Annotated in this window: 24 protein-coding genes; 4 read left to right on the plus strand and 20 right to left on the minus strand. The window is 67.4% G+C overall.

Annotation, left to right across the window (positions count from 1 at the left end; translation table 11 throughout):
* Nucleotides 1–14: 14 nt before the first annotated feature.
* The 12 genes from TPR58_RS13780 to TPR58_RS13835 form a co-directional block, all read right to left on the minus strand.
* Nucleotides 15–773, minus strand: coding sequence for a fimbrial biogenesis chaperone (locus TPR58_RS13780; protein WP_346247267.1), 759 nt, complete (start codon nucleotides 771–773; stop codon nucleotides 15–17).
* 150 nt (nucleotides 774–923) lie between these two features.
* Nucleotides 924–1097: a hypothetical protein gene (locus tag TPR58_RS13785; protein WP_346247268.1), complete on the minus strand. Its 174-nt coding sequence runs from the start codon at nucleotides 1095–1097 to the stop codon at nucleotides 924–926.
* Nucleotides 1098–1149: 52 nt separating this feature from the next.
* Nucleotides 1150–1707, minus strand: coding sequence for a hypothetical protein (locus TPR58_RS13790; protein ID WP_346247269.1), 558 nt, complete (start codon nucleotides 1705–1707; stop codon nucleotides 1150–1152).
* Between the two features lie 471 nt (nucleotides 1708–2178).
* A complete protein-coding gene (locus TPR58_RS13795; protein ID WP_346247270.1) occupies nucleotides 2179–2337 on the minus strand; it encodes a hypothetical protein in 159 nt (52 codons plus the stop codon).
* Between the two features lie 68 nt (nucleotides 2338–2405).
* Nucleotides 2406–2963 carry a hypothetical protein gene (locus TPR58_RS13800; protein WP_346247271.1) on the minus strand — a complete coding sequence of 186 codons (558 nt, stop codon included), beginning with the start codon at nucleotides 2961–2963 and terminating at the stop codon, nucleotides 2406–2408.
* A 272-nt stretch (nucleotides 2964–3235) separates the two neighbouring features.
* Entirely contained in the window at nucleotides 3236–3793 is a 558-nt protein-coding gene (locus TPR58_RS13805; RefSeq protein ID WP_346247272.1) for a hypothetical protein, read from the minus strand.
* Between the two features lie 346 nt (nucleotides 3794–4139).
* Nucleotides 4140–4697: a hypothetical protein gene (locus TPR58_RS13810; RefSeq protein ID WP_346247273.1), complete on the minus strand. Its 558-nt coding sequence runs from the start codon at nucleotides 4695–4697 to the stop codon at nucleotides 4140–4142.
* A gap of 252 nt (nucleotides 4698–4949) precedes the next feature.
* On the minus strand, nucleotides 4950–5507 hold the full coding sequence (locus TPR58_RS13815) for a hypothetical protein (RefSeq protein ID WP_346247274.1): 558 nt from the start codon (nucleotides 5505–5507) through the stop codon (nucleotides 4950–4952).
* A gap of 144 nt (nucleotides 5508–5651) precedes the next feature.
* The gene (locus TPR58_RS13820; RefSeq protein WP_346247275.1) at nucleotides 5652–6596 is read right to left on the minus strand and encodes a hypothetical protein; all 945 of its coding nucleotides are present in this window, start codon (nucleotides 6594–6596) and stop codon (nucleotides 5652–5654) included.
* 499 nt (nucleotides 6597–7095) lie between these two features.
* On the minus strand, nucleotides 7096–7701 hold the full coding sequence (locus tag TPR58_RS13825) for a hypothetical protein (RefSeq protein ID WP_346247276.1): 606 nt from the start codon (nucleotides 7699–7701) through the stop codon (nucleotides 7096–7098).
* A 110-nt stretch (nucleotides 7702–7811) separates the two neighbouring features.
* The gene (locus TPR58_RS13830; protein WP_346247277.1) at nucleotides 7812–8438 is read right to left on the minus strand and encodes a response regulator transcription factor; all 627 of its coding nucleotides are present in this window, start codon (nucleotides 8436–8438) and stop codon (nucleotides 7812–7814) included.
* A 222-nt stretch (nucleotides 8439–8660) separates the two neighbouring features.
* Nucleotides 8661–10301, minus strand: coding sequence for a DEAD/DEAH box helicase (locus TPR58_RS13835; protein ID WP_346247278.1), 1641 nt, complete (start codon nucleotides 10299–10301; stop codon nucleotides 8661–8663).
* 311 nt (nucleotides 10302–10612) lie between these two features.
* Between TPR58_RS13835 and TPR58_RS13840 the strand changes: the two genes are divergently transcribed.
* On the plus strand, nucleotides 10613–10990 hold the full coding sequence (locus TPR58_RS13840; RefSeq protein WP_346247279.1) for a PilZ domain-containing protein: 378 nt from the start codon (nucleotides 10613–10615) through the stop codon (nucleotides 10988–10990).
* 7 nt (nucleotides 10991–10997) lie between these two features.
* Here the strand turns inward: TPR58_RS13840 and TPR58_RS13845 are convergent, their stop codons facing one another.
* Together TPR58_RS13845 and TPR58_RS13850 are read right to left on the minus strand one after the other, a co-directional pair.
* Nucleotides 10998–12632 carry a glycoside hydrolase family 43 protein gene (locus TPR58_RS13845; RefSeq protein WP_346247280.1) on the minus strand — a complete coding sequence of 545 codons (1635 nt, stop codon included), beginning with the start codon at nucleotides 12630–12632 and terminating at the stop codon, nucleotides 10998–11000.
* Nucleotides 12629–13918 carry an MFS transporter gene (locus tag TPR58_RS13850; protein ID WP_346247281.1) on the minus strand — a complete coding sequence of 430 codons (1290 nt, stop codon included), beginning with the start codon at nucleotides 13916–13918 and terminating at the stop codon, nucleotides 12629–12631. The genes TPR58_RS13845 and TPR58_RS13850 overlap by 4 nt, the downstream gene beginning before the upstream one ends.
* 179 nt (nucleotides 13919–14097) lie before the next feature.
* Here TPR58_RS13850 and TPR58_RS13855 point away from each other — a divergent pair, with 179 nt between their 5' ends.
* Both TPR58_RS13855 and ada read left to right on the plus strand, forming a co-directional pair.
* The gene (locus tag TPR58_RS13855) at nucleotides 14098–14526 is read left to right on the plus strand and encodes a VOC family protein (protein WP_346247282.1); all 429 of its coding nucleotides are present in this window, start codon (nucleotides 14098–14100) and stop codon (nucleotides 14524–14526) included.
* A gap of 49 nt (nucleotides 14527–14575) precedes the next feature.
* Nucleotides 14576–15616: a bifunctional DNA-binding transcriptional regulator/O6-methylguanine-DNA methyltransferase Ada gene (gene ada / locus TPR58_RS13860; RefSeq protein ID WP_346247283.1), complete on the plus strand. Its 1041-nt coding sequence runs from the start codon at nucleotides 14576–14578 to the stop codon at nucleotides 15614–15616.
* Nucleotides 15617–16023: 407 nt separating this feature from the next.
* On the opposite strand, the gene TPR58_RS13865 is transcribed toward ada, so the two are convergent.
* The 5 genes from TPR58_RS13865 to TPR58_RS13885 all read right to left on the minus strand — a co-directional run bounded on the left by TPR58_RS13865 (nucleotide 16024) and on the right by TPR58_RS13885 (nucleotide 19404).
* Complete coding sequence (locus tag TPR58_RS13865) at nucleotides 16024–16422, minus strand: response regulator (RefSeq protein ID WP_346247284.1); 399 nt, start codon at nucleotides 16420–16422, stop codon at nucleotides 16024–16026.
* A 176-nt stretch (nucleotides 16423–16598) separates the two neighbouring features.
* On the minus strand, nucleotides 16599–16979 hold the full coding sequence (locus TPR58_RS13870) for a reverse transcriptase-like protein (protein WP_346247285.1): 381 nt from the start codon (nucleotides 16977–16979) through the stop codon (nucleotides 16599–16601).
* Nucleotides 16980–17282 carry a DUF3253 domain-containing protein gene (locus tag TPR58_RS13875; RefSeq protein ID WP_346247287.1) on the minus strand — a complete coding sequence of 101 codons (303 nt, stop codon included), beginning with the start codon at nucleotides 17280–17282 and terminating at the stop codon, nucleotides 16980–16982. It abuts the gene before it with no gap.
* Nucleotides 17279–17902, minus strand: a complete 624-nt coding sequence (locus tag TPR58_RS13880; RefSeq protein ID WP_346247288.1) for a response regulator transcription factor — start codon at nucleotides 17900–17902, stop codon at nucleotides 17279–17281. Before TPR58_RS13880 ends, TPR58_RS13875 begins: the two co-directional genes overlap by 4 nt.
* Nucleotides 17899–19404: a PAS domain-containing sensor histidine kinase gene (locus tag TPR58_RS13885; protein WP_346247289.1), complete on the minus strand. Its 1506-nt coding sequence runs from the start codon at nucleotides 19402–19404 to the stop codon at nucleotides 17899–17901. The genes TPR58_RS13880 and TPR58_RS13885 overlap by 4 nt, the downstream gene beginning before the upstream one ends.
* Nucleotides 19405–19533: 129 nt before the next feature.
* Between TPR58_RS13885 and TPR58_RS13890 the strand changes: the two genes are divergently transcribed.
* On the plus strand, nucleotides 19534–20412 hold the full coding sequence (locus tag TPR58_RS13890) for an ROK family protein (protein ID WP_346247290.1): 879 nt from the start codon (nucleotides 19534–19536) through the stop codon (nucleotides 20410–20412).
* On the opposite strand, the gene TPR58_RS13895 is transcribed toward TPR58_RS13890, so the two are convergent.
* A complete protein-coding gene (locus TPR58_RS13895) occupies nucleotides 20304–21086 on the minus strand; it encodes a TVP38/TMEM64 family protein (RefSeq protein ID WP_346247291.1) in 783 nt (260 codons plus the stop codon). The two genes, TPR58_RS13890 and TPR58_RS13895, sit on opposite strands and share 109 nt — an antisense overlap.
* Nucleotides 21087–21121 lie beyond the last annotated feature (35 nt).

Raw genomic sequence — 21121 nt, forward strand, 5'->3', positions numbered from 1 at the left:
CAGGAGGGGATGGTTTAGCCCTCGGGTGTGTACTGCACCTCGACCCGGCCATCGGGCTGGGGCAGGCGCGCGGGCAGCGTGATCCGGCGCGTCTGGCCCCCGCCGACCAGGCCATAGCCGATGGTCTGCTGGAGGTCGGCGCCGGTGAACTGCCTGGTGAAGACCTGGCGGCCATCGGGGGCGAACTGGGTGATGCGCACCCGTCCGCGCGACAGATAGCCGTGTGCGACGGACTTGTTGGTGATGGTGACGACCGGTGCGGGATTGCCGTCGGCATCCTTGCCGATCTCTGCCGAGGCGACCGTCAGTGCCGGCTTCACGCCGTCGGGCGACACGCTGACCAGCACCTGGAAATTATAGAGCAGCTGGATGTTCGACGTCGTGTCGGTCGTCTGCACCGGCAGCTGGGCAACGGTGATGAAATAATGCTTGCTGTGCGGCATCGCGGGGTCGCCGACATATTGCACGCGGAAATTCTGGCGCTGGCCGGGCTGGATCAGCGCCTGGGGCGGGAACACGGCGAGCTCGCCGGTGTCGCGCCCGGTCGGGCTGACGCCGTCGGCGGTCAGGTCGAGCGCCTCGATGCGGAGCTCGACGGGAAGCGGCTTGTCGAAGGTGTTCTCGACCGTGATGACCTGGCTCATGCCGCGGCCCGAGGTGGTCAGGTCGATCACCACCGGCTGCACGGTCATCGCATAGGCGGCGGTCGCCAGGCCGAGAATGGCCGCCGAGGCGACCAATGCTGTGACGAACGTTCTGCGCTGCAACTTCACAAGCCTCTCCTGAGCCTATCCCACTGACCTGGCGCCATATCGCCGGTCGGGATCAAAGCAAGTGATGGACCGATGCGGTGTCCGCGCCAAGGCAGGAATAACACGAAGGCTGCCGCTGCGATCGATCGGCGAATTCGCAGCGGCTTTTTCTTACTTGGGCAGCGACACGTTCAGCGGTCCGCCCATGTCTTCGTCATCGGATAGTTCGGCAAGCCGCTCATATTCGTCGGCCAGGAACAGCAGGTCGGCGCGATCCTCGTCAGATGCAATTTCGGCGCAGGCTCGAAGCTCGGCAGCAAGGACAAGGGGGTCGCGGGGATCCATCGGTCAGGCGGTTCCGGCAGGGCCCGGTTCGGGGCCCTGCAGGAACGCTGGATCAGGCTGCCGGAGCAACCGTGATCTCGACCTTGCCGGCATAGGCGCCGGCGTCGAGGATTGCGGTCGAGTCGGCGGTCTGGCCGGCGCCGACGGTCAGCGTGATGTTGTTCGAGACCGAGGCGAGGCGATCGCCGATCTGGCCCGAAGTCGCACCGTTGCTGATCGACTGATCGGCGATGCTGGTCGTGCCGCCCTTGGCGCCCAGCGCTGCGACGGTCGCGGTGTAGTGGACGGTGTTGGTATAGCCGTTGGGGGCGTTGTTCGATGCTGCGTTGACCAGCGGCTTGGCATCGACCGAGACCTTCGGGTTCGCGCCGTTGCACTTGATCGTGAAGCTGCGGCTCAGGCCACCGGTGTTGCCGGCAAAGGCCGGATCGACGGTGCCGTCGGCCTTGGCGAGTTCGCCCAGGGTGATGCTGCCGCTGATCGGGGTGACGGCCAGGCAGCGTCCCGAGACGGTGCCGCTGACGTCGACCGAACCGCTGGCCTGCGCGAAGGCGGGAACAGCAGCGAAAGCGGAACCGAGGACCAGGGCGGAAAGAACCAGCTTCTTCATGTCGTTTCTCCGAGAATTCGTTTGGGGCTGTTCGCCCTGACGAGTTCGATATGCACTGGAGTTCGGTGCCACCCCATTTAGCGTGCGGTCAAAAGCAGGCTAACTTCGAGCATAACGACCTATATCCGACGATATAGCAAGTCTGCCCGGCATCGAGGCCTGGATCTGCGGGTTGAGGGGAGGGCCGACGCCGGCCTTGGCGAGGTACCGGCGCGCATAGCCGGTGGCGAAGTCCATCACCTCCCGGCTCCGGGCAAGTCGATGGATGATGTTCGCCGAATCAGGCAAGTCGTCGCCCCGATCGTTCAGCCTCTGTCGATGGGATAACGTCTTGACCGGCCGAATGGCTCCCGAGGTCGACGGGGCGCCGCGCCGGCAGCCTTTGAGGGGAGCGCCGCGCGTCGTGGCAGACTCAACTGCGGGGCGGTCCGGATAAGGAACGAGCGAGGTGCGAAATGCGTCCGCGCCGGGTCATGCCGACGGGTCGGGACCGCGCTCGGGATCGGCTGCGTCGGCCAGCAGCTCGTAACCGGCGACGAGCAGGAGCAGGTCTGCGCGCTCCTGATCCGATGCGCGTTCGGCGCAGGCCCGAAGTTCGGCTGCCAGGGCGTGGGTGTCGCGGGGGATCATGGCACAGACGGCTCGGCAGACCCTCCCGAAACGGGGAGGGCCTGCCGGTACGATCAATGACTGGTGGATCAGGCGGCCGGAGCGACCGTGATCTCGACCTTGCCGGCATAGGCGCCTGCGTCGAGCATCGCGGTCGCGTCGGTGGTCTGGCCGGCGCCGACGGTCAGCGTGATGTTGTTCGACACCGAAGCGAGACGGTCGCCGATCTGGCCCGAGGTCGCGCCGGTGGCGATCGACTGGTCGGCGATGTTGGTGGTGCCGCCCTTGGCGCCCAGTGCCGCGACGGTCGCGGTGTAATGGACCGTGTTGGTGTAGCCATTCGGCGAGTTGGTCGAGGATGCGTTCACCAGCGGCTTGGCGTCGACCGAGACCTTCGGGTTCGCGCCGTTGCACTTGATCGTGAAGCTGCGGCTCAGGCCGCCGGTGTTGCCGGCGAAAGCCGGGTCGACGGTGCCGTCCGCCTTGGCGAGTTCGCCCAGCGTGATGCTGCCGCTGATCGGGGTGACGGCCGAGCAGCGTGCCGACACGGTGCCGCTGACGTCGACCGAACCGCTCGCCTGGGCGAAGGCGGGGGCAGCAGCGAAAGCCGAACCGAGGACCAGGGCGGAAAGAACCAGCTTCTTCATGTCGTATCTCCAGGAATTTCGTTTGGGGCCTGTCCGCCCCGACGAGTTCGCTATGCACCGGAGATCCGTGTCGCCACATTTAGCGGGTGGCGAAAACGAGGATAACTTCAGGAGCAAGCAGCTATATCGAAAGCTATAGTGACGCTTGATTGAGACCGGGCAGCCCATCGGCCAAAGGCGGTCGGCGCAGCTGCCGGACCATCGCCGGAATCAATCCGGCAGGCCCTCGCTGTCGCGAGGACCTGCCGGAGACGGTCGCTGGCGCCGAGGGATCAGGCAGCCGGTGCGACCGTGATCTCGACCTTGCCGGCATAGGCGCCGGCGTCGAGCATCGCCGTCGAGTCGGTGGTCTGGCCGGCACCGACGGTCAGCGTGATGTTGTTCGAGACCGAGGCGAGGCGATCGCCGATCTGGCCCGAGGTGGCGCCGGTGCTGATCGACTGGTCGGCGATGTTGGTGGTGCCGCCCTTTGCGCCCAGTGCCGCGACTGTCGCGGTATAGTGGACGGTGTTGGTGTAGCCGTTGGGCGACGTGCCCGATGCCGCGTTCACCAGCGGCTTGGCGTCGACCGAGACCTTGGGGTTGGCGCCGTTGCACTTGATCGTGAAGCTGCGGCTCAGGCCACCGGTGTTGCTGGCGAAGGCCGGATCGACGGTGCCGTCTGCCTTGGCGAGTTCGCCCAGCGTGATGCTGCCGCTGATCGGGGCGACGGCCGAGCAGCGTGCCGACACGGTGCCGCTGACGTCGACCGAGCCGCTGGCCTGCGCAAAGGCGGGAGCAGCCGCGAAAGCCGAACCGAGAACCAGGGCGGAAAGAACCAGCTTCTTCATGTCGTTTCTCCAGGAATTTCGGTTGGGGCCTGTCAGCCCCGACGCGTTCGATATGCCCCGGAGATCGGCGTCGCCCCATTTAGCGCCCGGCTAAAACACGGCTAACTTCGAGCATGATTGCCTATATCGGAAGCGATAGTCGGCTTGCTCGCCGCCCCGCGTCGCGCGCAGGTGCATGGCGCGACCTCGACGATCGGATCACGCCTCCAGCGAGCTGGCGCACCGGTGTCGATTACATCGCGCTGCCCGGCGTCCGCGCATATGGGCGAACGCAAGGACGATGGAATCGGTTCGGCAGGCCCTTCCGTGCGGAAGGGCCTGCCGGGACGTTAGACCGATCGGGAAATCATGCAGCCGGGGCGACCGTGATCTCTACCTTACCGGCATAGGCGCCCGCGTCGAGCATTGCGTTGGAGTCGGTGGTCACGCCGGCACCGACGGTCAGGGCGATGTTGTTCGAGACCGAAGCGAGGCGATCGTTGAGCGGGCTCGAGGTCGCGCCGGTGCTGATCGACTGGTCGGCGATGCTGGTCGAGCCACCCTTGGCGCCCAGTGCCACGACGGTCGCGGTGTAGTGGACGGTGTTGGTGTAGCCGTTCGGCGCATTGTTCGACGCTGCGTTCACCAGCGGCTTGGCATCGACCGAGACCTTCGGGTTGGCGCCGTTGCACTTGATGGTGAAGTTGCGGGTCAGGCCGCCGGTGTTGCTCGAGAATGCGGCGTCGATGGTGCCGTCTGCCTTGGCAAGTTCGCCCAGCGTGATGCTGCCGCTGATCGGGGTGACGGCCGAGCAGCGTGCCGACACGGTGCCGCTGACGTCGACCGAACCGCTCGCCTGGGCGAAGGCGGGAGCAGCCGCGAAAGCCGAACCGAGGACCAGGGCGGAAAGAACCAGCTTCTTCATGTCGTATCTCCAGGAATTTCGTTTGGGGCCTGTCCGCCCCGACGAGTTCGATATGCACCGGAGACTGGAGGCGACACATTTAGCGGGTGGCGAAAACGAGGCTAACTTCAGGAACAAGCAACTATATCCAAAGCTATAGCCGGGTCGCCGGACACGCGACCTGCCGGACGCATCGACACCGCCCGGAATCAATTCGGCAGGCCCTCGCTGCTGCGAGGACCTGCCGAAGACGGTCGCCGGGGCCAGGGGGAATCAGGCGGCCGGGGCGACCGTGATCTCGACCTTGCCGGCATAGGCGCCCGCGTCGAGCATCGCGTTGGAGTCGGTGGTCAGGCCGCTGCCGACCGTCAGCGAGAGGTTGTTCGACACCGCAGCGAGGCGGTCACCGATCTGGCCCGAGGTCGCGCCGCTGCTGAGCGACTGGTCCGAGACGCTGGTCGATCCGCCGCCCGCACCCAGCGCGACGACCGTCGCGGTATAGTGGACGGTGCTGGTGTAGCCGTTCGGCGACGGACCCGATGCAGCATTCACCAGCGGCTTGGCATCGACCGAGACCTTCGGGTTGGCGCCGTTGCACTTGATGGTGAAGTTGCGGGTCAGGCCGCCGGTATTGCTCGAAAAGGCGGGATCGACGGTACCGTCGGACTTGGCGAGTTCACCCAGGGTGATGCTGCCGTTGATCGGGGTGATCGCCGAGCAGCGCGCCGAAACGGTGCCGCTGACATCGACCGAGCCGCTGGCCTGGGCAAAGGCGGGAGCCGCCGCGAAGGCCGAGCCGACAACGAGCGCAGCAAGAACCAGCTTCTTCATGTCGTGTCTCCAGATAGTCCTGATGGGCTGTCCACCCCATCTCGGCGCTATGCGCTGGAGACTGCCGCCGGCCCATCTGGCGGGCGGCGAAAAGAGCGCTATCTTCGGAATCGCCGGGCTATATCCTTCGGATCAGGCTGCCCCTCAAAGCCCCGCGCAATTGACCGCAGACGACGCGGTGACGATCGGGGTGAAGGTGATGATGAGCGTATCGGCATAGTCCGGTGCCGGCGTCTTCGAGGCGCCGCCTTCCTGCAGCGTGGCCCGCAGCGGCAGCATGCCCGCCTCGCCGGCGATGCCGGCCCGCGCGCAGGTGCGCGGCGTGGACGCGGCGTTCGACGCGACGTCGCGCCCCAGGAACCGCGCACTGTAGCGGATCGTCTGCGCCGTATCGCCCAGGTTGCCGCCGCGATAGGTCAGCTTGAAGTCGTTCTGCGAGCGCATGCGCACTTCGAACGGACCCGAGCTGCGCACCCGCAGCGTGTTGCCGGCGGAGGTGGTATAGCGATCCGGCGCCGCCTGGACCGCGGTCGTCGTCGCGTCGCCGATCTCGCCGAAGTCGAGCACCGACCCGGCATAATAGGCCTGGAGCGCGCTGACCGTGTTGACGTTGATGCGCAGCGAGCCCGCGTCGCGCACGGGCACCGGCAGGCTGAACAGGCCGCCTTCGCCCGAACAGATATATTGAAGGTCGAGCACGATCGGCTCGCCCGCCGACAGGTCGGTGCCGGGCGGAACCGTCACCCGCAGGTTCAGCGGGGTCGACAGGTCGGAGGCGAACAGGCCGCCGAAATCATAGCGGATCTCGCCCGCCGCACCCGCGCCATTGTCGCGCGAGTCGAGCGCGCGCGGGCGACCCGCCGTCGCCCCTTCGGGATAGAGGACCTTGTATCCGCGATAGGTGATGTCGAGCGGGGGCGTTCCCGCCGGTGCGGTCAGCACCACGCTGACTTCGTTGGTGCGTCCGGTAAAGATGCCGCGGTTGCGCCGCAGCACCAGCGGGATCGTCACTTCGGACAGCCCGGACGGAGAGAAGGGGTCGTAGGTGATGCTTGCCGGCGCGGTCGCGTCGCCGGTGACGCCGCACACTGCGGAAATCTGCGTTTGCGCTGATGCAGGAAAAGCAGGCGCAAGCGCCGCGAGCACACCGATGAGTGGAATCGCTGCCGTACCGAACCTCATAGGCGAGGGGATACGACGATCTCCTGCACGGCGCGAGCCGGTAGTTCTTCCAGGCCCGTGCTGGTTTCCACCGCGGCAAGCGTGACCTCGGTCGGCGGCGCACGCCGGCTCGCGCGCGTCGTCGGGCTGCCATGATTGCACATGGCGCTGGGTTCCGCCGAGATCCCGGACTGCGTCCTGCCCACGACGACCCAGCAACGCGGCGAGACCTGACCGGCCACGCCGACCTCTCCAACCGTCTGTGCTTTCGCAGGCGTAACGAATAAAGTTAATGTAAAGACTATCGCCGACGCCACTAGCCGGGGGTCGGGCCAAGTTAGAATCGGGAGTGTGAATCTCCGAGCCATGGCAAAGGAATGAATAACCCGGGAATTTGCTCCCTGTCATCGTAAAAATTTCCTTATTTTCATGGCGCGACGCTGACGGTGACAGTCAAGGTGTCCGTATAGCGTCCCGCTACTAGCGGCGATGCGCCGCTATAGGCAGGTGCACTAACGCGCAGATAAGACCCGTTGGCGCGAGTCGAGGCGCCGCCGAGTCGAAGTCCGGTCGAGCTTCCTGCAGTGCCGGCAAATGTGCAACTGCCGCCCGACGACAAAGTTGCAGCCTGGCAGTTCGCGGTGGAACTGGTGCCGTTGTCGGCAACCATCTTCAGGTCGACCTGATACGGCGCCTTGGTCGCATAGCCGGTGGCGCCGGCGGTGGCGGTGGTCATGCCGCCATTGACCGACGACACCGCGATCCGTGACGCACCGGTGCAGTTGAGCTGAATGGCGAAATCGCGGGTGAAGCCGCTCTGGTCGAAATCGGCCTGGTCGATCGAACCGGCCGGCGCGCCACCCGCGGCGAAGCCGCAGCGGCTACGAACCGATGCGCGGACCTCGACCGAGACGTCGATGCTGTTCACGGCACCCTGGCCGGCAGCATAGGCAGTGACCTGGGCGCGTGCCGGCTGGACGACGGCGAGGAACGCCACCACCAGCATCAGCAGGAAAACACGCGACCGGATCATGAAGGGTAGATGCATCCGGACCGGTCCGGGGGACATTCAACCCAAGGCAAGAACCATGCTTAACCATTGGTCCAAAGCGTCTATCTCTTTCGATATAGACCTGGATATAGCTAGGCGCCGCGCTCCTGCGCGAGCAGGATCAGGTCGGTCCGGCTGCGCACGCCCAGCTTGTCGAACACCTTGTGGAGATGGACCTTGACCGTCCCTTCGGTCAGGCCGAGCTCGTCGGCGATCTCCTTGTTGCGCAATCCGCGCTGGACCAGCGCGGCGACCGCACGCTCGCGCGAGCTCAGCCCATCGAGCGGGTCGGTTGACAGGTCGGGCGACATCGCCAGATCCATAGCCCGCTGCATCACTTCCTGATCGAGCCAGCGGCGGCCCTGCGCGACCGTTTCCAGGCAGACCAGCAGGTCGCGCGGCGCAGTCGACTTGATGACGATCCCGTTCACGCCAAGCTGCATCGCCTCCTTGGTGATCAGGTCGTTCAGGCTGCCCGTCAGCAGGATCACCGGGCGATTGTCGCCGCGATTGCGCAGCGTGCGGAGGACGTCGAGCCCGGTCCGCTCGGGCATCGAGTTGTCGAGGATCAGCATGTCCGGCCGCGCGCTGGCCAGAATCTCGAGCGCGGCGGCGCCGCTGTTCACCTTGGCGACGATCTCGAAATTGGTCTTGTCGAGCAGGATTTCGATGCCAGCGAGGGTGAGCGGATCGTCCTCCGCGACGAGCATTCTAGCCATATGGACCCTGTTATTGGTTTGATTGAGGGGGCATTCACTATCACCGGACGCCGGATTCGGCCAGATAAGCGCACGCAAGGCACAAGTCGACTGTCCCCGAATTGGCGATCGGAGGTGCCATCAGGCCCTCAAATTCGTGAACATCTCGGGTGCTCGTCGAACCATAAACGAAAAGGGCCGGAGAATGCTCCGACCCTTTCCTTTTTCATTATACTGGATCGATCAGCGTGACCGGCCGGCGCTGGTCCGGCGACCGCCGCCATTGCCGCCGGGGCCCTGTGACGGGCGGCCCTGCCACTTGTTCTTGCGGGCATAATCGCGCTGCGGCTGCTCGCCCTGCGGACGATCGCCACGCGGCGCGTCGGCGCGGCGGGGCTGGTCGCCCCGGGGCGCATCGGCGCGCGCCGACCCGTCGAGACGGCTCCAGTCATTGCGACCGGCACCGCCTTCGGCGCGACGCGGCTGATCCGAACGCGGTGCGTCGGCGCGGCGCGGCGCGTTCTGCTGGCGGTTGTCGGGGCGGGCGTCGCCACGCGGTGCCTCGCGGCGGCTGTCGTCGCGGCGCTCGCCGGCCGGACGCGCCTCGAACTGCGGGCGCGGCTTGCGCGGCGGCTGGCCGCGGCCGCCGCCGGGGCGCTGGCCCTGCATCGAGCGGCCGTTGCGGCCATTCTGCTCGTCGCGGCCCATCGCGACGGGCGCGCGGGTCGACTTGATCTTCGCCGCTTCGTTGACGAAGCCCTCGGGCAGCGGAACCACCGACACCTTCTGGCGCGTCAGCTTCTCGATGTCCTTCAGGTACGGCCGCTCGTCATCGGCGCAATAGCTGATGGCGATGCCGTCGGCGCCGGCGCGCGCGGTGCGGCCGATGCGGTGGACATATTGCTCCGGCACGTTCGGCAGCTCGAAGTTGAAGACGTGGCTGACGCCCGACACGTCGATGCCGCGCGCGGCGATGTCGGTCGCGACCAGGATCTTCACCTTGCCCGCGCGGAACTCGCCCAGCGCACGCTCGCGCTGCGGCTGCGACTTGTTGCCGTGGATCGCGTTCGACGCGATGCCGTTGCCCGCCAGCAGCTTCACGACGCGGTCGGCGCCGTGCTTGGTGCGGGTGAATACCAGCGCGCGATCGATGTCGAGCGTGCGCAGCTGGATCGTCAGCAGCGACTGCTTCTCCTGCTGGGTGACGAACGTCACCGACTGGTCGACGCGCTCGGCGGTGGTGGCGACCGGCGCCACCTTCACCTCGACCGGGTCCGACCGCAGGAACTGGCTGGCCAGCTCGCGGATCGTCTTGGGCATGGTGGCCGAGAAGAACAGCGACTGACGCTTGCTCGGCAGCTCGCGGACGATACGGCGCAACGCGTGGATGAAGCCGAGGTCCATCATCTGGTCGGCCTCGTCGAGCACGAAGATCTCGATGCCCAGCAGGATCGCCCAGCACTGGTCGATCAGGTCGACCAGGCGGCCCGGCGTGGCGACCAGGATGTCGACGCCGCGGGCGAGATCGGTCTTGTTCTTCGCGATCGAGGTGCCGCCGAAGACGGTGGCGACGCTCAGCTTGGTGCCCGCCGAATATTGGCGCGCGCTCTCGGCGATCTGGCTGGCCAGCTCGCGGGTCGGCGCCAGCACCAGCATGCGGCAACCGCGCGGCTGGGGACGCTTGCCCGATGCGATCAGGCGGTCGATCGACGGCAGCATGAATGCCGCGGTCTTGCCGGTGCCGGTCTGGGCGATGCCGAGCAGGTCGGCCCCCTCGAGCAGCGGCGGAATAGCCTGTGCCTGGATCGGGGTAGCGGTGTCATAGCCCTTGGCGACGAGCGCCGAGAGAACGGTCTGCGAGAGGCCGAGTTCGGAAAACTGCATTGGAAAACCTTTATGCGGCTCGCGCACGTCGAATCGACGCGCGAAAGCGGGGTCAAGAATGACGCCCCGCGTGATATGGGAAGCCTGGAAAATGGACCGAGGCAGAGCCAGGCGGAAACCGCCGATCACGCTGCATGATGCCTCGATGCGCCGCGATATGGCAGCGACGATGTCCTAAGTCAAGACGAGCGACGAAAGGTGGGGAGCGGGCCGGTGCTGCAATGCGCGGACACGCGCATCTCCGAACGCTCCCTCAGCACTTCGTTAACCCCTGATCGCTAGCGCCGGTGAAAACGGCAGGGCGGTCGACGATGCTGGTGGCGAGGCTGGAACTTGTGGGACATGGCGACCGCCGATCGGACGTGCGTCATCCGGTCAATGCCGCCAGCACCGTGCGCCGGCTGGACGGCGAGCCGTTCGACGTGATCGTCATCGATTTCTCCCGCACCGGCTTCTCGTTCGTCGGCGATTTCGACGTGCCGCTGGGGACGATCGTGTCGATCGGCCTTGCGGGATCGGGCCTGCGCGAGGCGGAGGTCATCTGGATCGACGAAAGCTGCCATGGCTGCCGGTTCCGCGAACCGCTGGCGACCGAGCAGATGGCCAAGGCGTTCCGCGGCCAGAAGCATGTCATGGCCGAACTGGAGGCGGCGCTCCTGCGCCGGGCCAGGGCGGAGCAGGAGCGCTAGCGGCGCGTCAGGGCAGCCCCTCCGGGTCGGGCGCATAGTCGCGCTCGCGATAGTCGAACCAGTCGAAATCGGCGTGGAGCCCGGCACCCGACATGTCCTGGCACGCCATGCCGATGAATGCGCCGGTGAAGTTCGGCGCGCCCGGCGCCGTCGCCTCGTCCGACAGGATCGAGGCGTCGAACCGTTCGGGCAGCCACTGCCAGTCCCCGTCGCCGATTCGCCATGCGAAGCGCAGCCGTTCCTCGTCGACCTCCGCACGCAGCTCGATCGGCCCGTCGGGGATGGGTACCGGGACGGTGAAGGCGTCCGCCTGCGGGCTGTCGGGCAGCGCCGACATCACCCGGATGTGGCGCCCGACAGTCTCGTCATGGCTGACGTGCAGATAGTGGAACTTGGACCCGTTATAATAGGCGACCAGTCCGGCGGCCTGCTGGAAATGGTGCGGGGCGAAATCCATCCTGCAGCGGGCGGAATAGTGAAACGCCTGCTGGCGCCGCGCGACGAGTGCTTGGGTGAACAGGCTGCCGATCGTCTCGCGGCCGTGCAGGCGCAGGTGCCCCGGCCGCGCGGCCAGGCTGAAGATCGCATCGGGATCGGGCGTGCGCAGCCACTGGAAGTCGATCGGCAGCGCCGCGTCGTCAAAGTCGGCGCGCGGCGGCACCTCCGGCCAGGGATGCGTCGGCAGGGCCGGGGCAGGGGCCTTGGCGACCGGCATCGCATCGCCGTCGATCGTCCGCAGCCAGCCGTCCTCGCCCCAGCGCATCGGCTGGATCGCGGTCTCGCGTCCCAGCACGCACCGCCCGCGATTGGGCAGCGGCCGTCCGCACAGATAGGCCATATAGGTCTCGCCGTCGGGCGTCTCGACCAGGTCGGCATGGCCGGCACGCATCAGCGGCGCGTCGGGCCGGTCGCGGCTGGTCAGCACCGGGCCGTCGGGGTGGACCTCGTACGGGCCCAGCAGGTCGCGGCTGCGCGCCATCGTTACCGCATGGTTCCACCCGGTCCCGCCCTCGGCCACGATCAGGTGGTACCAGCCGTCGCGGCGATACAGATGCGGCGCCTCGGTCAGGCCGAGCGCGGTTCCGGGGAAGATCAGGTGCCGCTCGCCGGTCAGCCGCTGCTCCTTCGGATCATATTCCTGCAGGACGATCCCGGCGAAGCGGTTGCGGCCGGGCCGATGGTCCCACAGCTGGTTCAGGAAATATTTCCGCCCGTCCTCGTCATGGAACAGCGACGGATCGAAGCCGCTGGAATTCAGGTGGACCGGGTCGGACCAGTCGCCGTCGATCCGGTCGGCGGTGACCAGGTAATTGTGGAAATCGCGCAGGCTGGCGCCCGACGCCCCGCCCATGGTGGTGCGGCCGTATCGCTTCACATCGGTATAGATCAGGTGGAAGCGCGCCCCGTCATGGCTGAGGCACGGCGCCCACACGCCGCAGCTGTCGGGATCGCCGCGCATGTCAAGCTGGCTTGCCCGCACCAGCGGCCGCGCGAGCAGCCGCCAATGGACCAGGTCGCGGCTGTGATGGATCTGGACTCCGGGAAACCATTCGAAGGTCGAGGTGGCGATGTAATAATCGTCGCCCACCCGGCAGATCGACGGATCGGGATTGAATCCGGGAAGGATCGGGTTGCGGATCATGCGGCGGGCAGCTCCGATACGGGCTGGATGCCCCTGGTGTCGCGCGGCGCCCGGATGAGCGTCCACAGGATGGCTGCGGCGATCAGGTCGAGCACGGCAAGCGCGATGAAGAACGGATCATAGCCGATCTTCTTGACCAGCAGGCCCATGGCGGTCGAGAATAGCGCCACGCCCAGATTGGCGCAGAAGCCCGCCATGCCCGCGACCGTGCCCAGCTCGTCCTTGCGGAACAGGTCGCTGGCCAGGGTGATGCAGGTCACCGACAGCGTCTGGTGGGCGAAACCGCCAAGGCTGAGCAGGATCACCGCGGCGACCGCGCTTTCCACCGATCCGACAAATGCCATGCCCATCATCAGCACCGCGCCCAGGGTGAAGGTCCAGCGCCGTGCGTTGACCAGGTTCACGCCCTTTTTCTGGAGCCAGAAGGTCACGGTCGGGCCGAACAGGCAGCCCAGCTCGCCCGCCAGGAAGGGCAGGAAGGTCGACAATGCCGTCTCGCCCAGGCTGAACCCGCGCGAGGTGAGATAGAGCGGCAGCCAGAAGGTCAGCGTGCCCCAGACCGGATCGGCGAGCATCCGCGGCAGGGCGATGCCCCAGAAATTGCGCTGCGCCAGGATGGACAGGATCGAGGGCCCATTGCCGGTCGCCTGGACATGGCTCTCCTGTCCGGCGCGGATATAGTCGCGCTCCTCGTCCGACACCGAAGGGTGGCGGTCCAGCGGGTGGAAAAAGGCCAGCCACAGCAGTACCCACAGCAGCGCGATGGCGCCGGCGATGACGAACGCCCCCCGCCAGTTCCAGACCGACGACGCCCACAGCACCAGCAGCGGCGCCGCGGCCGCGCCCAGCGACGCGCCCATATTGTAGATGCCGCCGGCGATGCCGCGCTCCCTGGCCGGAAACCATTCGGACACGACCTTCAGCCCGCCGGTGTGCGCCGTCCCCTCGGCGAAGCCCAGCGCGCCGCGCACCACCGCCAGCCCCTGCCAGGTCGACACGGCGCCGTGCGCCATGGTGATCAGGCCCCAGGCGGTGGCGAAGATCGCGAAACCGTAGCGCAATCCGATCCGGTCGAGGATATAGCCGACCAGCGGCTGCATCATGATCCCGGCCTGGAACACGTTGATGACCCAGGCATATTCGCGTTCGCTGATGCCGAGGTCCTTCAGCATGATCGGCGCGGCGAAGCCCAGCGTGTTGCGGGTCAGATAGTTCACGACCGTGCCCAGCATGACGATCACGATGATCCACCATCGCAGCGCCCGTGTGCGTTGCCAGAACGTCATCCACCTCTCCCCGCCCGGTCCGATCCAGGCCTTGTTAGCGGTAACGTTACTGTTGTCGGAGTTAATTGCAATGCGGTTGGAACGTTCGTCCGGGCCTCACGCTTTTACGGTCTTGCGATCCCGATCGGGATTGCGCGGCCCGCCCGGTCAGGCGACACTGGGGTGAAGGGAGAGCGACGATGCCGCTGCAGGTGACCGGGCTGTGTCCGTTGATCCAGGTCTTCGACATGCCCGCCTCGGTGCGCTTCTATTGCGAACTGCTCGGCTTCGAAGTGGTCCAGGCCTCGGCCGAGGTCGAGGCGCCCGAGGGGCGCTATTTCCAATGGTGCTGGCTGCGGCTGGGCCCTGCCAACCTGATGCTGAACACCGGCTACGACGTGGGCGACCGGCCGCCGACGCGCGAGGCATGGCGCCAGTCGGCGCATGCCGATACCGGCCTGTACTTCGGCTGCGTCGATATCGAGGCGGCGCATCTGTCGCTGCGCGCCCGCGGGCTCGAGGTTACCGCGCCCGAGGATAGCGGCCACGGCATGCGCCAGATCTGGCTGCACGATCCCGACGGCTATCTGCTGTGCTTCCAGGCGCCGACCGGATCGCGCATGGTTTGACCGCAAGCTGCGGGGTGCGGTTGCGGACGGCGGGGCCTAGATGGACGGCATGGAACTTCAGCATCGCCTTTCCGACGACGAAGCCTGGGCCGCGTTCGAGGCGCGCAATCGCGCATTCGACGGTCGCGTCGTCGGCGCCGTCCTGACCACCGGCATCTATTGCAAGCCCAGCTGCCCGGCGCGGCGGCCCCGGCGCGAGAATGTCGTCTTTCACCCCGATGCGGCGTCGGCCCGCGCCGCCGGGTTCCGCGCCTGCCTGCGCTGCAAGCCCGACGAGGTCGGCCGCGACCGCATCGCCGTCGCCCGCGCGGTTGCGCTGCTGGAGGCAGCCGCGGATCCGATCGGGCTGGAAGCGCTGGCCGAGTCGGTCGGCTATGCGCCGCATCATTTCCACCGGTTGTTCAAGCGGGCGACCGGGGTAACCCCCGCCGCCTACGTCCGCGGCCTGAAGGCCACGCGCGCGGCGCAGGCGCTGGCCGGCGACGACAGCGTGACGAGCGCGATCTACGAGGCGGGCTATTCGGCGCCCAGCCGCTTCTACGAAACCGCCAATGCCCGGCTGGGCATGACCCCGTCGGCCTGGAAACGGGGCGGGGCGGGGGTGACGATCCGCTGGACGGTGGCGGAGACCAGCCTGGGCCCGCTGCTGATCGCTGCGACCGACAAGGGATTGTGCCGCGTCGCCTTCGACGAGGATCGTTTCGCGCTCGCGCGGCGCTTCCCCGCGGCGGAGATCGTCGAGGGCGGTGCAGCCCTGGCCGAACTGGCCGCGCGGGTCGTGCGCGAGGTGGAGTCGCCGGGACGCGATCACGACTTGCCGATCGACGTGCGCGGCACCGCGTTCCAGGAAGCGGTGTGGCAGGCGCTGCGCGCAATCCCGCCCGGCGAAAGCCGCAGCTATGCCCAGATCGCGGCGACCGCAGGCAAGGCGCGGGCAGTGCGCGCTGTCGGAACGGCCTGCGGTGCCAATCCGGTCGCGGTCCTGGTGCCGTGCCACCGGGCATTGCGCGCGGACGGCGGCATCGGCGGCTATGCCTATGGCCTCGACCGCAAGCGCGCCCTGCTGAAGCGCGAGGCCGCCGGGGATTGAGGATGGGCGGTCCGGGCGCGCTGGCGCCACCCTTCGCCCTGCGCGTGTCGAAGGGCGCTTGACCACAGGCGTGCCGGTCGCGGTGCAAGCGGGCTTCGACAGGCTCAGCCCGAACGGAGAGAGAACTCCCCCTCTAACCCGTTCGCCCTGAGCTCGTCGAAGGGCGCCTTGCGACAGACATGCGTAAACAGGCGTCGACAGCCTCAGCCCGAACTGGGACGCCGAGCCTGTTGCGATAATCGATCTGGAAGGGGGTGCCGCCCGCTGGGGGGGGGGAGGGTCGCGGGCGGCAACAGACAAATGTGTTCTGCGCCGTCCCGGTTCAATGGCCGGGCAAGAAGTTTTTTGTCCCGAATTGCGAGTCGATCGCGCCGCGATACTGGCGGGCCACCGACGCCGCGTTTCCGTCATTCGGGAAGGGCGGGCGATCCCAGCAGCGCGAACAGGTCGTGCGGACGCACGGGCTTCTCGATCACGCCTTCATACCCGCAGGCGGCCGCCGCCTCGCGCAGCACGATCGACGAGAAGGCGGTGATCAGCAGCGCGCGGCCACCCCAGTCGAGCCGGCGCAGCGCGGCCAGCAACTGCAGCCCGTCACTATCGGCGAGCCGGTAATCGGCGATCAGCCATTCCGAGTCATGGAGCGCCGCATCGGCGATCAGCCCCTCGGGCGTCGCGAACGAACGGACATCGAATCCCTGAGCCTGGAGCATCAGGTGCGTCGAACGCCGCACGCCGTCATCCTCCTCGACGAGAAGGATGCGCGGGCGCTCCGGTTGCGCCGTCTGGGGATCGAGGGTTGCCATCTGCATCTCCGCGGCGGAACCTGACGCAAAGCCGGAGGCAAGTCGTTACGTGATGGTCCTAGGAAAGCGATCGCTCGGGCTTCAATTGAAATCAGTAATTCTACTGCTGACCCGGCCGCCCCGCCCACGCCAGGGCGATGGGCACTCGGGCAGGTGGTCGCCGACACCGGCGCCTTCTAGCGCCCGTGCAGCCTCGCCAGCGCGATGCCGGCCAGGTTCTGGCCGCGTCCGATATGGCGTATCGTCAGGCGGCCGGCGGGGCGGGGCAGGGCGTGGAAGCGGTCCAGATGGGCGCGGCACGAGGCGGGGCAGCGGACGGTGCCATTGGCCTGGGCGATCACCGCGGCGGCGTCGCCGAGCAGCAGCGTGTCGGGCGCATTCCGGCGGACCGCCTCGGCCATCGCCTCGATCAGCGCCAGCCATTCGGCATCCATGCTGCTGCCCGCCCCCAGGCCGAGCCGAAGCGTCGGGATGCCGCAGGCGACGATCGCGATTTCCATGCCGCCCGGCATCGGGCGGCTGCCGCCATCGAAGAAGATCTTGAGCCGATCGGCCATCTATCGGCGAGTATCGGTGCCGCGGGCCCGGCCGATGCGATAAGGGCCACCTCGTGCAGCCAGCAGGTTGCCCTTCCAGCTGAGCTGAACGCGACCTTCGTTGACCAGCGCGTCCACTGCCGCATGAACCGCCGGCATCGCATTGCGCCACATGCTCTCGTCCTTGGCGCCTGTGGTGAGCGCCCGGGCAACCTCGCTGGGACAGATCGTCGCGTCTTCGGCGCGTGCGTCCAGCAGCGCCAGGGTGAGGATCCGCGCCCTGTCTCCGGCCGGCGCGCCATCGCTGCCGGCCGCTCCGGTCATTCCTCGTCGTCCTCCAGTCTCGCGGCAAAGGCGATCCGCAGCGCTTCCGAAAGGCTTCGCACCCCCAGCTTGGCCATCAGGTTCGCGCGATGCACCTCGACGGTGCGCGGGCTGATGCCCAGGTCGAACGCGATCGTCTTGTTGGGGTGGCCGCGCACCAGCCCGCGCAGCACATCGACCTCGCGGCCGGTGAGGACGGAAAGGCGGTTGCGCGCCTCATGCTCGCCCGATGTCGCCTCCCCGATCTGGTCGAGCCGTTCGAAGGCGCGGTCGATCGCGTCGAGCAGCTTCGCCTTTTCGAACGGCTTCTCGATGAAGTCGACCGCGCCACCCTTCATCGCCGCGACCGCGGTGGAGATGTCGCCATGGCCGGTCAGTACGATCACCGGCAGGTCGATCCCGCGCCGGTTCAGTTCGGCCTGGACCTCGAGCCCGCCCATCTGCGGCATGCGGACGTCGAGCAGGATGCAGCCCGGCTTCGCGGTCGAGGCGGCCTCCAGAAACGCCACGCCGTCCTCATAGCTCTCGACCTCGAAGCCCGACGTGCTGAGCATGAAGCTTGCCGATTTGCGGATCGTCTCCTCGTCGTCGACGATATGGATCAGGCGGTGCTCGGTCATTCCAGGTCCTCTGTTTTGGCACCCATGATGGTGAATTGAAAGATCGTCCCGCCGCCCATCCGCGGTTCGGCCCAGATCCGCCCGCCATGCGCCTCGATGATCGTGCGGCAGATCGACAGGCCAAGGCCCATGCCGTCCTCCTTGCCGGTGGCAAAGGCCTGGAACAACCTCTCGCCGACGCGCGGATCGATCCCCGACCCGGTATCGGATACCGAGACGCGGACCATGTTGTTGGCCGCGGGACGCGCCGCGATCACCAGTTCGCGCACCGGGCTGTCGGCCATCGCCTCCACCGCGTTGCGGATCAGGTTGACCAGCACCTGCTGGATCTGGATCCGGTCGACCAGCACCAGGCCGACACGGGTGTTGATGATGAAGTCCGCCGAGACGCCCCGCTCGCGCGCGCCGATCAACGCCAGGCGGCTGGCCTCGTCGATCATCCGCGGCAGGTCCTCGACATGCTTGTCGACCTCGCCGCGCGACACGAAGTCGCGCAGCCGGCGGACGATGCCGCCGGCGCGCAGCGCTTCGCGCGCCGATTCCTCGACGGCCTCGTGCAGCATCGCCTCCAGTTCGGGGCTGAGATGGTCGCGCTTCAACAGGTCGCGGCCGGCCTCGAGATAATTGGCGATCGCGGTCAGCGGCTGGTTGAGCTCATGCGCCAGGGTCGACGCCATCGTCCCCATGGCGGACAGGCGCGCGACATGGATCAGATCGGACTGGAGTTCCTCCAGCTTCAGCTCCGCGCGCTGGCGATCGGTCAGGTCGCGGATGAAGGCGGTGAAGATGCGATGCCCTTCGGTATCCGCCTCGCCCATCTGCAGTTCGATCGGGAATTCGGTGCCGTCGCGGCGCAATCCGCGCACGATCCTGCCCGCGCAGGCGAGCAGCTTCTCGCCGCTCACCGCATTGCCGTCCAGCATGATCCGGTCGGGCTGGGGGATCAGCATGCCGATGTTGCGGCCGAGCACCTCCGGCTCCGGATATCCGAACAGCGCGATCGCCGCGGCGGAGAAGGACAGGATCATGCCGCGTTCGTCGATGACGATCATCGCGTCGGGCACCGCGGCAAGGATCGACCGCAGATGGAGCGCGCTGCGCTCCAGCGCCCGTTCGCTCGCCTTGCGGTCGGTGATGTCGCTCATCGCCACGCCGAACCGGGGAAGCGATCCGAACGCCCCGGGCATGACGGTGATGCGGAAATCGGCCAGGAACTCGGTGCCGTCCTTGCGCAGCCGCCACGCCTCGTTTCTCAGCCGCCCGCGCTTCTCGGCGACCTGCATGTCGGTGCGAAGCTGGCCCGCCTCGCGCTCGCTGTCGGGATAGATCAGTTCGGCCGACTTGCCGACGATATCCGCCGCAAGCCAGCCGGTGGTCAGCTGGGCGCCGGCATTCCACGTCATCACGATTCCGGCATCGTCCAGCACGAACAGCGCGCGGTCCGCATCCCCCTCGACGAACAGGGTCAGCGCGGCATCGTCGTCGCTGGTCCGTTTTCTCATTGGATCTCGCGCTCATGGTCGCGGGCAAGCTGGCCCGGAAGGCGCTTGTGGCGGGTATGCGGCCGTTTTTCCAGTAAGGGTGTTTCCGGGACGGCTTTTCGTGCCCCGGCGAACGGGTTAGCGAAGGGCATGGCGCACCCTCCCCTCATCGCCGGTCTTGAACTGGGCGGCACCAAATGCGTGGCGCTGCTGGCGAGCGGGCCGGGCGATGTCCGCGACCGGCTGACGGTGCCGACGACCACGCCGGCCGAAACGCTGGCGGCGCTCGAGGCTGCGCTGGATCGCTGGTCGTTCGATGCGATCGGGGTCGCGAGCTTCGGTCCGCTCGAACTCGATCCGGATCATGCCGCCTATGGCGCGCTGACCGCCACCACCAAGCCGGGCTGGACCGGCGTCGACGTCTCGCGCCGCTTTGCCGATCGCTATGGCAAGCCGCTGGCGATCCAGACCGACGTCAACGGCGCCGCGCTGGCCGAGGCGCGATGGGGCGCGGCGCGCGGCATGTCGACCCATATCTATATCACCATCGGCACGGGCGTGGGGGTGGGGACCATCGTCGGCGGTCGTCCGGTCCAGGGCGTCGCGCATGCCGAGGCGGGGCATATGCGGATCCCCCGCCGCCGCGGCGACGGCTTTGCCGGCGCGTGCACGTTCCACCGGGATTGCGTCGAGGGTCTGATCTCCGGCCCCGCGCTGGCGGCGCGCTTCGGAATCACGGGAGAGGCGTTGCCGCAGGACGGGCCGGAATGGGACCTGTTCGTGCACGACCTCGTCGGGCTCCTTCATAACCTCGTCACCGGATTTGCCCCGCAACGCATCTCGATCGGAGGAGGAGTCATCGCTTCGCGCCAGCATCTGTTCCCCCGCATCCGCAAGGCGCTGGACGAAAGCATCGCCGGTTACGGTGCGTTCGGCGGGCTCGGAATCGCGGTCGGTCCGCCCGGATTGGGCGATATGGCGGGACCGATGGGTGCGATCGCGATGGGATTGTCCGCACTGGACCGCTGATCGGCGAACAGCCTTCGGCCCAGCACGAACCGGAAGAACAGCGGCGACAGGCCCAGCGCCACGAAGGCGAGCAGCAGCGGCCAGGACAGGATGTCGCCGGGATCCGAGAGCTCGCCCAGTTCGGTGCCGATCGCGACGTGCAGCAGCGTGGCGGGGACCAGCCCGACAAAGCTGACCGGCGCGAACACCGCCAGCCGCATCCGCGTCAGCCCCATGGTCAGGTTGACGACGAAGAAGGGGATGATCGCCGCCAGCCGCAGCGACAGGAGATACAGCGCCCCGTGGCGGTTGAACCCGCGATCGATCCGGTCGAACTGCGCCCCGAAGCGCGCACGCACCCAGTCGCGCAGCAGGTATCGCGCCAGCAGGAAGGCGATCGAATCGCCCAGCACGACCCCCAGCAGCACCAGCGGCGCGCCCAGGGCCAGGCCGAAGATCGCGCCGCCGGCGATGCCCAGCGTCGCCAGCGACCCCGGGATGCACAGCGCCAGCGCGCTCGCCAGAAGCAGGACGAAGCCCAGCGCGAAGGGCAGCGGATCGGCGCGATAGCTGGCGATCAGCGCGGCATGGTTCGACTTGAGCGTGTCGAACGACACCAGCTTGTGCAGGCCAAGGGCGAAAACCGCGCCCGCGACGGTCGCGGCGGCCAGCAGGATCCAGATCTTCCGCGTCATCTCGGTGGCCATTAACGGCGGATCATGACGATTTG

The sequence above is a fragment of the Sphingomonas rustica genome (assembly GCF_039652585.1).
In the GTDB taxonomy this organism is placed as follows: Bacteria; Pseudomonadota; Alphaproteobacteria; order Sphingomonadales; family Sphingomonadaceae; genus Sphingomonas; species Sphingomonas rustica.